The organism is Serratia sp. JSRIV004 (genome assembly GCF_019968705.1).
GTDB lineage: Bacteria > Pseudomonadota > Gammaproteobacteria > Enterobacterales > Enterobacteriaceae > Chania > Chania fonticola_B.
The window spans coordinates 3,356,675-3,370,827 of record NZ_CP074140.1 but is presented as its reverse complement, the minus strand read 5'-3'; the positions used below and the strand labels follow the sequence as shown (position 1 = coordinate 3,370,827).

The following is a 14,153-nucleotide window of genomic DNA, read 5'->3' as shown; positions in this document are numbered from 1 at the left end:
CCTGCCATAGCGGGCCTTCACGGCCCGCTCACCACTGACCTCCCTCCGGTGTGCCACAAAATTGGCACAGGCATTGCTATATCTCTAGGGAACGGAAATTTTCAATGACTTTCAATAGATTGCCAGGAGGCCATTTTGGCTGCATTACCACAGATTTTACTACTGACCCACGGCGGCTGGGGCCAACAACTGCGTGAAAGCGTCCGCATGGTGATTGGCGAAACCAGCGGGATATTCGATATCGCGCTGATGCCGGTCGACACGCTGGCGGAGTTCCATAAACGCGTTGAACAACAGGTGAAAACCATGCCGGAGGGTTCATTGATCCTCACCGACTTTATCGGCGGCACTACCTCCAACGTGGCGGCTCGCTTGAGCCGTGACTACGCCATCGGTGTGATTTCCGGCCTGAATGCCACCTTGCTGCTGGCTGCCATCGATTTACGTGAGCAGGGCAATTTTCTCAACCATCTCGACGAGTTGGTTGAACTGGGGCGCAACAGCTGCCTCGACGTAGTTAAACAAATTAAATCAATAACATCAGGGGAATAATCATTATGGCCAACATCGTTTTATGCCGCATTGACAGCCGTTTGATCCACGGTCAGGTCGTTACCAAGTGGGTTGGGCAGTCGCAGGCCAACCGTATCGCGGTAGTGAGTGATGAGCTGGAAGCCGATCCGTTTATGAAAAGCATCTATCTGATGGCCGCTCCGCCGAATGTGAAAGTGGATTGCTATGGCAACCAGAGTTTTGCGGCGGCTTGGCGGGAGAATCAACTGGGGGAGGGCAACGTATTGGTCTTGTTCCCGAACCTGGTTACGGTGCAACAGGCGGTGGTCGACGGGTTTGACGTCAAAAATATCCAGGTGGGTGGCCTGGGTGGTGGGCCGAACCGTAAAGCGGTATTCCAGAACATTACGCTGGATGAGGCAGATGTGGCGATCCTGCGTGACTTACAGCAACGCGGTGTGACGGTGTTCTTCCAGACCATCCCGGAAGACAAGCCGCAGGCACTGGCAGATATTTTGAAGAAGTTCTGATATTCGGCATCTGATCGATTAGGAGCAATACCATGGATAACTTGACCATTGCCATTTGTATGGGGCTGTATTACTGGTTTGCCCGCCTGCGCTTGGGCTACACCCTCTCGGGGATGTTGGTGCAACCCATCGCCATCGCGGTATTCGTCGGCTTCCTGCTGGGGGATATGAAAACGGCGATGATTATCGGCGCCGGGATGCAGTTGGTGTATCTGGGCGTCACCTCTACGCCGGGTGGGAACGTCCCTTCAGATCCGGCGCTGGCGGCCTGTATCGCGCTGCCGATCGCCGTGAAAGCGGGGATGGATCCTAACCTGGCGATCGCGTTGGCAATCCCGTTTGGGGTGATTGGCGTGTTCGTTGACCAGTTACGCCGTACCGTGAACGCCGTTTGGGTACATATGGCCGATAAGCACGCGGAAGAGGCCAATATCAGCGGGATCATGCGCTGTGCCTTCCTGTATCCGGCACTGCTTGGGCTGGTGATCCGCTTCCCGGTGGTGTTTGCCGCCAACTATTTCGGCCAGGGCGTGGTCGAGAAGTTCCTGGCGTTGATGCCACATTGGCTGACCCACTCGTTCGAAATCATGGGCGGCATCCTGCCTGCGCTGGGCTTTGCGATCACCATCATGGTTATCGGCAAGAAAAGCCTGCTGCCTTACTTCATTGCCGGGTTCTTCGCGGTGTTGTATCTCAAGGTCGACATCATGGCGATGGCCATCTTCGGTACCTGCGCGGCATTCCTGGTTAAAAACATGGCCAAAGGTGAGGGAGCCTGATCATGAGCAGCGACATCATGCAACACGAGCTGGTGGAAAGAGCACGCCAAACCAACGTGCTGACCAAGCGGGACATTACCAAAGCCTGGTTTATTTACTGGTTGGGAGCCGAAGTCTCCAACTCTTATGAACGTTTACAGAGCCTGATTTTCTGCGCCTCAATGACGCCGATTATTAAAAAGCTCTATCCGCAGAAAGAAGAGCAGGTTGAGGCGCTGAAACGCCACCTGAACTTCTTCAACAGTGAACAGACCTTTGGTGCGGTGATCCAGGGCGTTGCCATCGCCATGGAAGAACAGAAGACCCGTGGCGAGCCGATTTCCGATTCGTCCATCACCGGGATTAAAACCGGCCTGATGGGGCCGCTGGCCGGAATTGGTGACTCGGTGGTCTGGGCGGCGATCATGCCGCTGTTGATCGCCATCTTCATACCCTTCGCGGCCAACGGCAGCGCCATGGGTGGCATCATGCCGGTGGTGTTGTATACCGTTATCACCATGGCGATCAGCTACGGCTTGGCCCACAAAGGCTACACGCTAGGGCGGGAATCGATCATCGGGCTGCTGCAAGGGGGCAAGATAAAAGAGCTGATCTACGGGGCCAACGTGCTCGGGCTGATCATGATGGGAGCGCTGTCTGCCAGCTACGTCAAGATCACCTCGCCGCTGAAAATCAGCGCGTTGGAAGGTTCCGAGGTGGTAGTGCAACAGATCCTGGACTCCATCGCCCCCGGCCTGTTGCCGCTGGCTGCGGTGTTCTCGATCTACTTCTATCTGGTCAAAAAAGGGCCGCGCTATACCACCATTCTGCTTTCGGTAGTGGTACTGAGCGTGGTGTGTTCCCTGTTAGGCATTTTGTAATGGAGCAGCGATGAATATTTATCAACGGCTCGGGCTGAAACGGGTGATCAACGCCAGCGGCAAGATGACCCTCCTTGGTGTTTCTTCGGTGCCGAAAGAAGTGATGGCGGCCACGGCCGAGGCGGCGTCGGCCTTTGTGGAAATTGATGCGCTGGTGGATCGCGTTGGCGAACTGATCTCTCAGCATACCGGTGCGCAAGACAGCTATGTGACCTCCTGCGCCTCCGCCGGGGTGGCTATTGCGGTCGCGGCAGCCATTACCCGGGGGGAGCCGGAGCGGGTGGCACTGATGCCATGTAGTAAAGGTTTGGCGAATGAAATCGTCATGCTACGTGGCCACAATATTGACTACGGTGCGCCGATCACCACCGCTATCCGGCTGGGCGGCGGTAAGGTGGTTGAGGTGGGGCAAAGCAATCTGGCGGCCCGCTGGCAACTGGCAAAGGCCATCACGGCGCAGACGGCGGCGCTGTTTTACGTCAAGTCGCATCACTGTGTGCAAAAGGGCATGGTTGCGCTGAGCGATTTTGTCTCCGTGGCCCGTGATGCCGGGCTGCCGCTGATTGTGGATGCGGCCGCAGAGGAAGATTTGCGGGCCTATGTTGCAGCCGGGGCCAACATGGTGGTGTATAGCGGGGCCAAAGCGCTGGACGCACCGACCTCCGGTTTTGTCACTGGCGATCGGCAATGGGTCGCCTGTTGCAAGGCCCAGCATAACGGCATTGCGCGTGCGATGAAGATCGGCAAGGAGAACATGGTGGGGCTGGTGATGGCGCTGGATCATTATCAGCAACATCAACCGGACTGGAGCCGCCAATTACCGGCATTGCGCGAATTGGCACAGCAGATTTCCGCGCTGCCGGGCCTACAGGCGGAGATCGAACAGGATGAAGCCGGGCGAGCGATTTATCGGGTGCGGGTAAGCGTAGACACCTCCAGGCTAGGATTAACCGCCTATCAGGTGGAAGAGCAACTGCGCACTGGCGAGGTGGCGATTTACACCCGCCATTACTGGCTGAATCAGGGCGTCTTCAGCTTCGATCCACGGGCGCTGCGCGACGACGACTTTGCGTTGATTGTGGAGAGGTTGACGGAAATTGTGCAACAGGCCAGGGGGCAACATGCAACAGCTTGATTTTTACCAGGGGCGAGTGGCTATCAACGTGCTGGCCAAAGATATCCCTAACGCATTACAGGTACACCATGCCGCTGAAGGACATGCCGCTATTGGCGTGATCTCGGCGCAGTTCACCAACGTCGAACAGGGTGTGGCCGAGGTGAAGCGCTGGATGGAGCACATCCCGGCTATTTCCGTTGGCTTGGGGGCAGGGTCGGCGGCACAGTTTTATAAGGCGGCAATGATTGCGGCGGCCACCGCGCCTGCACACGTCAACCAAACCTTCACAGGCTGTGGTTTTGCCGCGGGTGCATTGGCGGCCCGTGGCATCAGCAATACCTGCATCAATGCCTTGATCTCGCCAACCGGCACGCCAGGGAAGGTGATCATTTCCACCGGAGTTCACAGCAGCCAGGGCGAGCCTGCCGTGGTGAGCTGTGACAGCGCTGTGCGTATGATCCTCGATCTGGGTGGTCATGCGGCCAAATTCTTCCCGATGGGGGGGGTATCGTCGCTGGCAGAACTGCGCGCATTGGCGGAAAGTTGCGTGCGCAATGGCATGACCATGATCGAACCCACCGGCGGGATCGATACGCGAAACTTCCTGCCAATACTGGAAACCTGCCTTGACGCAGGAGTCGCAAAGGTGATGCCACACGTTTACAGTTCCATCATCGATCCACACAGCGGAGAGACCCGAGCCGAAGAGGTCGCGTTGCTGCTGGAAGGCATCAAACATATCCTGCGCTAAGGCGCGTGGCGCCTGAATTTGCCGCACTTACCGGCTAGCGAAATTCTCACAAGGCTCAGGAATAAATTCGAGCCTTTTTTTAATTTTTAAAAACATTAAGGCTCTTATTTATAACTCATTTTTTTTCGCTAAATGTGAAAACGGCGGTTTGCTTTCTGATTTTCGCTATGGTAAAACTAATGCAGTTGAAAATTTTACATTCATGAGGATATTGGGCAAATCGCACGGTGTGCGGCTGAAGATAGAGAATAATTATGATGAAACTTAATGGAATGCCTCTCAGAACATCTTGTTGCCAACTTTTCCTTTCTGCCATTCTTGCCAGTGAGCATCACTGGTGCAGCGAGCTATAGCGTCTTTCTCCCTTTACCGGTGCTGATGACTGGGTTCACTTCCCGTCTTTTGGCGTTGCCGGGCAAACTTCTTTAATACGTTTGGGTAGGTTTATCCCCAGAGATTTCTATATCTCAAGCGCCGCCGTGCGCCTGTTTGATGAGATAGATTGGGATAAATACGCCTTAGCGTGCGTGATTCGCCGTTTGGGAGAAAAATTATGATTTATTGGATCTTTTTAGGCTTTGCCATTACCGCCGAAATAATCGGCACTCTGTCCATGAAATACGCTAGCGTCAGCGGCGGTATGACCGGACATATCGTCATGTATGTGATGATCACCCTGTCTTACATCATGCTGTCATTAGCGGTAAAACGCGTGGCCTTGGGCGTTGCTTACGCCTTATGGGAAGGGATCGGCATCCTGTTTATTACCCTGTTTAGCGTGATGCTGTTTGATGAGCCAATCTCGGCGCTGAAAGTGCTGGGTCTGGTGGCGTTGATTGCCGGGATCCTGCTGGTGAAATCCGGCACCCGCAAGCCACGAAAACAGGTCAGCCCGCGAGGTAACAACCATGCAACAGCTTGAGTTGTACCACATTGGGTTTCTGGCCTTGGCCATCGTACTGGAGATCGTGGCCAACATCTTTCTGAAGATGTCTAATGGTTTTAGCAGGGTTTGGCTGGGGCTGCTGTCCCTGGTATCGGTATTAGGGGCGTTCAGCGCGCTGGCGCAGGCGGTGAAGGGGATCGATCTTTCGGTCGCTTATGCGCTGTGGGGCGGTTTCGGTATTGCCGCCACCATCGCTGCCGGTTGGATCCTGTTCGGTCAACGGCTCAATGCCAAAGGCTGGATGGGGCTGGCCCTGTTATTGACGGGTATGGTCATCATCAAACTGGCTTAACGGCCAAATAAAAACCGCAGGTAGCTACTCTTGGATTAAGGGAATGACCTGCGGTTTTTTGTTTTACAGCGCCGCGATGATCTTGATTTCAACTTTGTATTTAGGATTCATTAGACGCGCTTCTACGGTACAACGTACCGGCGCGCTGCCTGCAACTACCCAGGCATCCCAGGCGGCATTCATGGCGGCAAAATCATCGCCGTTGGCCAGGAAAATGGTGGCGTCTAAAATCCGGCTCTTGTCCGAACCCACTCGCTCCAACAGCACATCGATAGCGGCCAAGGCGTTGGCGGTTTGCGCCGTAGCGTCATCGTCCAGATTTTCCGGGACGCTGGTGTAATAAACGGTGTCATTGTGGATCACCGCTTCTGACCAGCGCTGTGCCGGATCAATTCGTTCGATATTCATGCAATTATCTCCTTATCATCAACGTCATAAGCGTATCACAGCCAGCAATGGATGTGTGTGTGGATAAAGTCGGTGGTAGCGGCGTAGCAGGCTTGGCATAATCACCGCTGAATGAAACCGGCAGAGAGATAGCGTGGCAGACGATTTCGCACCAGAAGGCGCATTGGCGCAGGCAATTAAAGGGTTCAAACCCCGTGAACCGCAAAGATTGATGGCAGAAGCGGTAACGGAAGCCATCAATTTCAAACAGGAACTGGTCGTCGAGGCAGGAACCGGCACCGGTAAAACCTACGCCTATCTGGCACCGGCGCTGCGTTCAAAGCGCAAGGTGATTATTTCCACCGGCTCCAAAGCCTTGCAGGATCAGCTTTACGCCCGAGATCTGCCCACCGTGGCCAAGGCATTAAAATATAAAGGCAAGCTGGCGCTGCTGAAGGGGCGTTCCAACTATCTGTGCCTGGAACGTCTGGAGCAGCAATCCATGGCCGGTGGCGATTTGGCTGGCCAGACGCTGATCGATCTGGTGCGGCTGCGCAGCTGGTCAACCCTGACGGAAGAAGGGGATATCAGCTCCTGCAGCGATGTGGCGGAAGACAGCTTTGTCTGGCCATTGGTGACCAGCACCAACGATAACTGTCTGGGCAGTGATTGCCCGCTGTATAAAGAGTGCTTCGTCGTCAAGGCTCGACGCCGGGCAATGGATGCCGACGTGGTGGTGGTTAACCATCATCTGTTTCTGGCGGATATGGTGGTCAAGGAGGGCGGTTTTGCCGAACTGATCCCGGAAGCGGACGTGATGATCTTCGACGAAGCGCATCAGATCCCTGATATCGCCAGCCAATATTTCGGCAAGCAGCTCACCAGCCGCCAACTGATGGATCTGGCCAAAGATATCACTATTGCCTACCGTACCGAGGTGCGCGATAGCGCACAGTTGCAAAAGAGCGCCGATCGCCTCAGCCAGAGCACGCAGGATTTCCGTTTAGCGCTGGGGGAACCGGGTTTTCGCGGTAACCTTCGTGAGGTGCTAACTCAGCCTAACGTCCAGCGCGCCTTGCTGTTGCTCGATGATGCTTTGGAACTGTGTTACGACGTGGTCAAGCTTTCCCTTGGCCGTTCGGCGTTGCTGGATGCCGCCTTCGAGCGTGCGACGCAGTTCCGCGCCCGCCTTAAGCGGCTCAAAGAGGTCAACGAACCCGGCTTCAGCTATTGGTATGAATGCAACTCACGCAGTTTTGTATTGGCGCTCACGCCATTGACGGTATCAGACCGCTTCCGCGAAATGCTGGATGAAAAACCGGGCAGTTGGATTTTCACCTCGGCAACGCTGTCGGTGAATGAGCAAATGGGTCACTTTACCGATCGCTTGGGGCTGAATAAGGCCAAAACCCTGCTGCTACCCAGCCCGTTTGACTATGCCAATCAGGCGCTGCTATGCGTCCCGCGTTTCCTGCCTTCGCCGAATCAACCCGGTGGCGCACGTCAGTTGGCCCGAATGCTGCGGCCAATGATTGAGGCTAACCAGGGCCGCTGTTTCTTCCTGTGCACTTCGCATCAGGTGATGCGTGAGCTGGCCGAAGAGTTCCGCGCCACCTTGACGCTGCCGGTGCTGTTGCAAGGGGAAACCAGCAAGGGTCAACTGTTGGCGCAGTTTGTCGAAGCGGGCAATGCGTTACTGGTGGCAACCAGCAGCTTCTGGGAAGGGGTCGACGTGCGCGGTGATGCGCTCTCTTGCGTGATTATCGATAAGCTGCCGTTTACCTCGCCGGACGATCCGTTGCTGAAGGCGCGCATTGAAGATTGCCGTTTACGCGGCGGTGACCCGTTCAATGATGTGCAACTGCCCGATGCTGTGATTACGCTCAAGCAGGGAGTTGGCCGTCTGATCCGCGATACCGACGATCGGGGCGTGCTGGTGATTTGTGATAACCGCCTGGTGATGCGTCCTTATGGTGAAGTGTTTCTCAACAGCCTGCCACCAACGCCACGTACCCGCGATCTGGCACAGGCTATTGCCTTCCTCAAGGGTGAATAGGCGCGACTTCTGGGGTGTGCTACAATGCGCGCCCTGTATGAAACCACTGATATTTCCCGCCTGAGGTTTGGCATGTCCACGCGAATTTTAGCGATCGATACGGCGACGGAAGCATGTTCTGTCGCTATCTGGAATCAAGGCGAAGTTCACGCCCTGTTTGAACTGTGCCCACGCGAGCATACCCAGCGCATTTTGCCGCTGGTGCAGCAGGTGCTGGCCGACACCGGATTATCCCTTTCACAACTCGATGCCTTGGCCTTTGGTCGTGGCCCTGGGAGCTTTACCGGCGTGCGTATCGGCATTGGTATTGCCCAAGGGTTGGCGCTCGGCGCCGAACTGCCGATGCTCGGGATTTCCACGTTGCAAACCATGGCGCAAGGTGCCTGGCGCATGACTGGCGCGCAACGAGTGTTGGCGGCGATCGATGCCCGCATGGGCGAAGTCTATTGGGGCCAGTTTGAACGCCAGCCTGATGGCCAGTGGCTGGAAAGCGCGGGGGAAGCGGTGCTGTCTCCACAGCAGGCTCTGGAGCGAGCGCAACATTTGCAAGGCGATTGGGCCCATGTGGGGACCGGTTGGCAAACCTACCCAGATTTGGTTGCAGGTTCCTCGCTGCACGTTACCGACGGGCAAATGCTGTTGCCGCAGGCCGAAGATATGCTGCCTCTGGCGCTACAGGCTTGGCAACAAGGCCTGGCGGTTAGCGTGGAGAATGCCGAACCGACCTATTTGCGTAACGAAGTCACCTGGAAGAAGCTACCGGGACGCGAATAGTTTCCTATAGTTAATCTAAAGTTGCCGCCGATAGAAAACAGCTCCGCTTGCAACTTGCACTGATGAACGTTGTCGAAGTTACAGCTAATTCAGGAGATTGCGATGATCTTAACCCGTACTGTGAGTAAAAAGCTGTTAACGCTGGCAATCGCAAGCAGCGTGTTGGCGCTCTCTGGCTGTGTGACCATTCCGGATGCCATCCAAGGCACCAGCCCTACGCCGGTCGATCGACTGTCAGTGGTGCAAAACGCACCGAAACAGTTTACCGGCGCGGAGGCACGCTTCGGCGGTACCGTGGTTGCGGTGGCTAATGAACGTGGGCGTACCATCCTGGAGATTGCGGCGGTGCCGCTGGATTCTGGCGCTCGCCCGATATTGGGGGAACCTTCGCAAGGCCGTTTGCTGGCTTCGGTTAACGGCTTCCTCGACCCGGTCGACTTCAGAGGGCAACTGGTCACCGTGGTTGGGCCGATCACCGGCCTACGGGACGGTAAGATTGGCATGACGCCTTACCGCTTTGTCACCATGGATGCGACCGGTTTCAAGCGTTGGCGCATCGCTCAGCAGATTGTGATGCCGCCACAGCCAATGGGGCCGTGGGGCTGGCATAATGGCCCATGGGGCCCAGGTTGGGGCGGGGGTTATGGCTGGTATAATCCAGGTCCGGCGCAGGTGCAAACTTTCGTTACGGAGTAAGGACGCAGATCTGAGGCTTCGGCAAGTAGGATAGTTTTTATACTTTAGGGCGGCTTAATGGCCGCCTTAACTTTTTTTGTTGTGCGGTTGCGTCGGCAATTAGTGACGCACATCGCAACCTGAATATTGTTTAAAACCCAAACTGGTACGCTGAGTTAAAATATTGTTAAAGTTTGGCTGCAATTTTGGGGGCTACGATGATAATTAGTAATGATTTCAGGAGTAATAGCTTGGAAAAGGTCTGGTTAAAACGTTACCCGGCGGATGTTCCGGCAGAAATCGATGCCGATCAATACTCATCCCTGATCGAAATGTTTGAGAATGCGGTTGCCCGTTACGCGGATCAACCCGCCTTTATCAACATGGGTGAGGTGATGACCTTCCGCAAGCTGGAAGAGCGCAGCCGAGCATTTGCCGCCTACCTGCAAAACGAGTTGGGGCTGAAGAAGGGCGACCGTGTGGCGCTGATGATGCCCAACCTGTTGCAATACCCGATCGCTCTGTTCGGTATTTTGCGGGCGGGGATGGTGGTGGTTAACGTCAACCCGCTGTATACCCCTCGTGAGTTGGAACATCAACTGAACGACAGCGGTGCCAGCGCGATTGTCATCGTTTCCAATTTCGCCCACACCTTGGAAAAGGTGGTGTTCAAAACCCAGGTTAAACACGTCATTCTGACCCGCATGGGCGACCAGCTTTCTGCAGCCAAAGGCACGTTGGTCAACTTTGTGGTGAAGTACATCAAGCGGCTGGTGCCCAAATACGACCTGCCGGATGCCATCTCGTTTCGCAGCGCGTTGCAGCGTGGCCGCCGCCTGCAATACGTGAAGCCAGATATTATCAATACCGATCTGGCCTTCCTGCAGTATACCGGCGGCACTACCGGCGTGGCGAAAGGGGCTATGCTGACCCACCGCAACATGCAGGCCAATCTGGTACAGGCCAAAGCGGCTTATGTGCCGTTACTGCGTGAAGGGCAGGAGTTGGTGGTTACCGCCTTGCCGCTGTATCACATCTTTGCGTTGACGGTGAACTGCCTACTGTTTATCGAGTTGGGCGGCCGTAGCCTGCTGATCACCAACCCACGTGATATTCCGGGGCTGGTGAAGGAGCTGGCAAAATACCCGTTTAGCGCCATGACCGGGGTAAATACCCTGTTTAATGCGTTATTGAACAATGAAGATTTCCAGAAGCTGGACTTCTCCACGCTGCGGCTTTCCGTTGGCGGAGGGATGTCGGTGCAGAAATCGGTGGCGGAAAAGTGGGAAAAGCTGACCGGCCATCATTTGCTGGAAGGCTATGGGCTGACGGAGTGCTCTCCGCTAGTCTCTGGCAACCCGCATGATTTGAAACACTACAGCGGCAGCATCGGCCTGCCGGTGCCATCTACCGATATCCGTTTGGTGGATGATGAAGGCAAAGATGTGCCGGTCGGTCAACCCGGTGAACTTTGGGTTAAAGGGCCGCAAGTTATGTTAGGCTATTGGCAACGCCCTGACGCGACGGACGAAGTGTTGCGCGATGGCTGGCTGGCGACTGGGGATGTGGTTACCGTGGATGATGAGGGCTTTATCCGCATCGTTGACCGTAAGAAAGATATGATCCTGGTTTCTGGTTTTAACGTCTACCCGAACGAGATCGAAGAGATCGTTAGCCAGCACCCTAAAGTGCTGGAATGTGCGGCCATTGGGGTACCCAGCGATGCTTCGGGTGAAGCGGTGAAGATTTGTGTGGTGAAGAAAGATCAGACACTCACCAAAGAAGAGTTGCTAACCCATTGCCGTCGGCACCTGACAGGGTATAAAGTGCCAAAAATTGTTGAGTTCCGTGACGAGTTGCCGAAGTCGAACGTCGGCAAAATCTTACGACGGGAACTGCGTGACGAACAGAAAAAGCCCAAGGCTGACGATGCCGCCTAGGCCAATCGTTGCTCCCCTTTTCAACAGCGCCGGTGAATAAGCCGGCGTTGTTGTGTTTGAATCCTAAAAATGACCAAGAGAATGATGTTTTGAATTATCAGTTGATCACTACCGACGCCGGATTGCAGCAGGTCTGCGAGCAGGCAAGAAACTACGCCCAGGTGGCGCTGGATACCGAGTTCGTCCGCACGCGTACCTATTATCCGCAGTTAGGCCTGATCCAGTTATATGATGGTGAACAACTTTCCCTGATCGATCCTCTCCCCATCAAGCAGTGGCAACCCTTTATCGACCTGCTGGCCGATACCGCCGTCGTGAAATTCCTGCACGCTGGTAGTGAAGATCTTGAGGTGTTTCTGAACGCCTTCAAGACGCTGCCGACACCGATGGTCGATACCCAAATCCTGGCGGCCTTCAGCGGCCATACGCTGTCCTGTGGCTTTGCCAAGCTGGTGACGGAGTACATGAAGGTCGATCTCGATAAGAGTGAATCGCGTACCGACTGGTTGGCGCGGCCATTGACCGAGCGCCAATGCGTTTATGCCGCAGCTGATGTGTTCTACCTGTTGCCGATGGCCAAGCAACTGGTGCAGGAGACCGAGGAGGCGGGTTGGACCGCTGCAGCCGATAACGAGTGCCGTTTGCTCTGCCAACGGCGCAGTGAAGCGCTGGCGCCGGAATTGGCCTATCGCGAAATCACCAATGCCTGGCAGTTACGTCCGCGTCAGTTGGCTTGCCTGCAAAAACTGGCCGAGTGGCGTTTACGTCAGGCGCGTGAACGCGATCTGGCGGTGAACTTTGTCGTGCGTGAAGAGAACCTATGGGCCGTGGCGCGCTATATGCCGGGTTCGCTGGGTGAACTGGAGGCGCTGGGGCTGAGTGGTCCGGAGATCCGCTATCATGGTAAAACCCTGGTGGCGCTGGTGGCGGAGGCTAACGCTCTCGAAGAATCAGCCTTGCCGGCACCGTTGAGTAACCTGGTCGATCATCCTGGCTATAAGAAAGTGTTCAAGGAGATTAAGGCTGCCATTACGTTGGTAAGTGAGCAGAGTGGCCTTAGCGTCGAACTGCTAGCTTCGCGGCGGCAGATTAACCAGTTGCTGAATTGGCACTGGAAATTGAAAGAGAGCGAGTCACAGCCTGAGTTAATCAGTGGTTGGCGTGGTGAGCTATTGGCCGCGCCGTTGCAGGCGATCCTACAGGATTATTAATCGTTAAAGATCGGGCGGGGCAGTTTAAATCAAACTGTTCCGTTTTATCTCGCTAAAAATAAGGCGAAGAAAATATTAATCGCCAGCCTTCACCATAAAGAAAGTGGTGTCAAAAAGAACTGAGAGTCGTCTCAATAGTGCGGAGTTTTTATTTTTGCACGCGCGTTTATAACTGGACGAATATACAGTTACCCCCTGTATAAAAATATACAGGGGGCACTCATTGCATCGCAATCATTTAGGTGTTTCTTCCGATTCCGGTAGCGTCACGTTAAGTTCAAGTACCGAAATATCGTCCCCTTTCTGCTCGAATTGCACGTGCAGCATTTCGGGGTCGATCTGAATGTATTTACAAATTACCGCTAGAATATCGCGCTTTAAATCAGGCAGATAGTGGGGTTCGCTGTCCCCACGACGACGTTCTGCGACGATAATCTGTAGCCGTTCCTTGGCTACACTGGCTGTCGATTTTTTGCGGGACAGAAAGAAGTCTAACAGAGCCATGGTTTATCCCCCAAAAAGGCGTTTCAGGAAGCCCTTTTTCTCTTCTTCGATGAAGCGGAACGGGCGTTCTTCCCCTAACAGGCGGTGAACGGTATCGTCATAGGCCTTACCGGCATCGGACTCACTATCAAGAATAACAGGTTCACCCTGGTTAGAGGCACGTAATACCGACTGATCTTCCGGGATCACGCCAAGCAGCGGGATACGCAGGATTTCCAGCACGTCTTCCATGCTCAACATGTCGCCACGGCTGACGCGGCCCGGGTTGTAACGGGTTAGCAGCAGATGTTCCTTGATCGGGGATTCCCCTCTCTCGGCACGGCGCGATTTGGAAGCCAGAATGCCCAGGATACGGTCGGAGTCACGTACTGAAGACACTTCCGGGTTGGTGGTGATGATGGCTTCATCGGCAAAGTACAGCGCCATCAAGGCACCGGATTCGATCCCTGCAGGTGAGTCGCAAACCACAAATTCGAAGGCCATCTCGTCGAGATCGCTGAGTATTTTTTCCACGCCTTCACGGGTCAGGGCGTCTTTGTCACGGGTTTGCGAAGCGGGCAGAATGTAGAGGTTGTCGGTGCGCTTGTCTTTGATTAACGCCTGGTTCAGCGTGGCGTCACCTTGGATAACGTTCACGAAATCGTAAACGACCCGGCGTTCACACCCCATGATGAGGTCAAGATTACGCAGACCGATATCAAAGTCGATCACCACGGTTTTCTTGCCTTTCTGGGCCAAGCCGGTCGCAATGGCCGCACTTGATGTGGTCTTGCCAACGCCCCCTTTACCCGATGTAACAACAATAATGCGTGCCATGA

The 14,153-nt window shown here is 54.9% G+C and carries 16 protein-coding genes; 13 read left to right on the top strand and 3 right to left on the bottom strand.

Annotated elements, in window-relative coordinates:
* The first annotated feature begins 135 nt into the window (after positions 1 to 135).
* The 8 genes from KGP21_RS16080 to mdtI all read left to right on the top strand — a co-directional run bounded on the left by KGP21_RS16080 (position 136) and on the right by mdtI (position 5,788).
* Complete coding sequence (locus tag KGP21_RS16080; RefSeq protein ID WP_371822638.1) at positions 136 to 552, top strand: PTS sugar transporter subunit IIA; 417 nt, start codon at positions 136 to 138, stop codon at positions 550 to 552.
* A gap of 5 nt (positions 553 to 557) precedes the next feature.
* Positions 558 to 1,043: a PTS sugar transporter subunit IIB gene (locus KGP21_RS16075; RefSeq protein WP_021806650.1), complete on the top strand. Its 486-nt coding sequence runs from the start codon at positions 558 to 560 to the stop codon at positions 1,041 to 1,043.
* A gap of 32 nt (positions 1,044 to 1,075) precedes the next feature.
* Positions 1,076 to 1,822, top strand: a complete 747-nt coding sequence (locus KGP21_RS16070; protein WP_223535647.1) for a PTS sugar transporter subunit IIC — start codon at positions 1,076 to 1,078, stop codon at positions 1,820 to 1,822.
* Positions 1,822 to 2,682, top strand: coding sequence for a PTS system mannose/fructose/sorbose family transporter subunit IID (locus KGP21_RS16065; RefSeq protein WP_161629439.1), 861 nt, complete (start codon positions 1,822 to 1,824; stop codon positions 2,680 to 2,682). The genes KGP21_RS16070 and KGP21_RS16065 overlap by 1 nt, the downstream gene beginning before the upstream one ends.
* 10 nt (positions 2,683 to 2,692) lie before the next feature.
* Complete coding sequence (locus tag KGP21_RS16060) at positions 2,693 to 3,817, top strand: DgaE family pyridoxal phosphate-dependent ammonia lyase (protein WP_223535645.1); 1,125 nt, start codon at positions 2,693 to 2,695, stop codon at positions 3,815 to 3,817.
* The gene (locus KGP21_RS16055) at positions 3,804 to 4,550 is read left to right on the top strand and encodes a KDGP aldolase (protein WP_223535643.1); all 747 of its coding nucleotides are present in this window, start codon (positions 3,804 to 3,806) and stop codon (positions 4,548 to 4,550) included. The genes KGP21_RS16060 and KGP21_RS16055 overlap by 14 nt, the downstream gene beginning before the upstream one ends.
* A gap of 553 nt (positions 4,551 to 5,103) precedes the next feature.
* Positions 5,104 to 5,472, top strand: a complete 369-nt coding sequence (gene mdtJ / locus KGP21_RS16050; RefSeq protein ID WP_021181165.1) for a multidrug/spermidine efflux SMR transporter subunit MdtJ — start codon at positions 5,104 to 5,106, stop codon at positions 5,470 to 5,472.
* Entirely contained in the window at positions 5,459 to 5,788 is a 330-nt protein-coding gene (gene mdtI, locus KGP21_RS16045; protein WP_021181166.1) for a multidrug/spermidine efflux SMR transporter subunit MdtI, read from the top strand. Before mdtJ ends, mdtI begins: the two co-directional genes overlap by 14 nt.
* 63 nt (positions 5,789 to 5,851) lie before the next feature.
* On the opposite strand, the gene KGP21_RS16040 is transcribed toward mdtI, so the two are convergent.
* Positions 5,852 to 6,196 (bottom strand): RidA family protein, encoded by a 345-nt coding sequence (locus KGP21_RS16040; protein WP_021806645.1) that lies wholly within the window; start codon positions 6,194 to 6,196, stop codon positions 5,852 to 5,854.
* 133 nt (positions 6,197 to 6,329) lie between these two features.
* Here KGP21_RS16040 and KGP21_RS16035 point away from each other — a divergent pair, with 133 nt between their 5' ends.
* The 5 genes from KGP21_RS16035 to rnd all read left to right on the top strand — a co-directional run bounded on the left by KGP21_RS16035 (position 6,330) and on the right by rnd (position 12,831).
* Positions 6,330 to 8,231, top strand: a complete 1,902-nt coding sequence (locus KGP21_RS16035; protein ID WP_223535641.1) for an ATP-dependent DNA helicase — start codon at positions 6,330 to 6,332, stop codon at positions 8,229 to 8,231.
* Positions 8,232 to 8,303: 72 nt separating this feature from the next.
* On the top strand, positions 8,304 to 9,005 hold the full coding sequence (gene tsaB / locus KGP21_RS16030) for a tRNA (adenosine(37)-N6)-threonylcarbamoyltransferase complex dimerization subunit type 1 TsaB (RefSeq protein ID WP_059202039.1): 702 nt from the start codon (positions 8,304 to 8,306) through the stop codon (positions 9,003 to 9,005).
* A 105-nt stretch (positions 9,006 to 9,110) separates the two neighbouring features.
* Positions 9,111 to 9,701: a Slp family lipoprotein gene (locus KGP21_RS16025; protein ID WP_046808505.1), complete on the top strand. Its 591-nt coding sequence runs from the start codon at positions 9,111 to 9,113 to the stop codon at positions 9,699 to 9,701.
* Between the two features lie 230 nt (positions 9,702 to 9,931).
* Complete coding sequence (gene fadD, locus KGP21_RS16020; RefSeq protein WP_021806642.1) at positions 9,932 to 11,620, top strand: long-chain-fatty-acid--CoA ligase FadD; 1,689 nt, start codon at positions 9,932 to 9,934, stop codon at positions 11,618 to 11,620.
* 89 nt (positions 11,621 to 11,709) lie between these two features.
* A complete protein-coding gene (rnd, locus tag KGP21_RS16015; protein WP_039996064.1) occupies positions 11,710 to 12,831 on the top strand; it encodes a ribonuclease D in 1,122 nt (373 codons plus the stop codon).
* Between the two features lie 234 nt (positions 12,832 to 13,065).
* On the opposite strand, the gene minE is transcribed toward rnd, so the two are convergent.
* Complete coding sequence (minE, locus tag KGP21_RS16010) at positions 13,066 to 13,335, bottom strand: cell division topological specificity factor MinE (protein ID WP_021181173.1); 270 nt, start codon at positions 13,333 to 13,335, stop codon at positions 13,066 to 13,068.
* A 3-nt stretch (positions 13,336 to 13,338) separates the two neighbouring features.
* The gene (minD, locus tag KGP21_RS16005; RefSeq protein WP_021806640.1) at positions 13,339 to 14,151 is read right to left on the bottom strand and encodes a septum site-determining protein MinD; all 813 of its coding nucleotides are present in this window, start codon (positions 14,149 to 14,151) and stop codon (positions 13,339 to 13,341) included.
* Between the last annotated feature and the right edge of the window lie 2 nt (positions 14,152 to 14,153).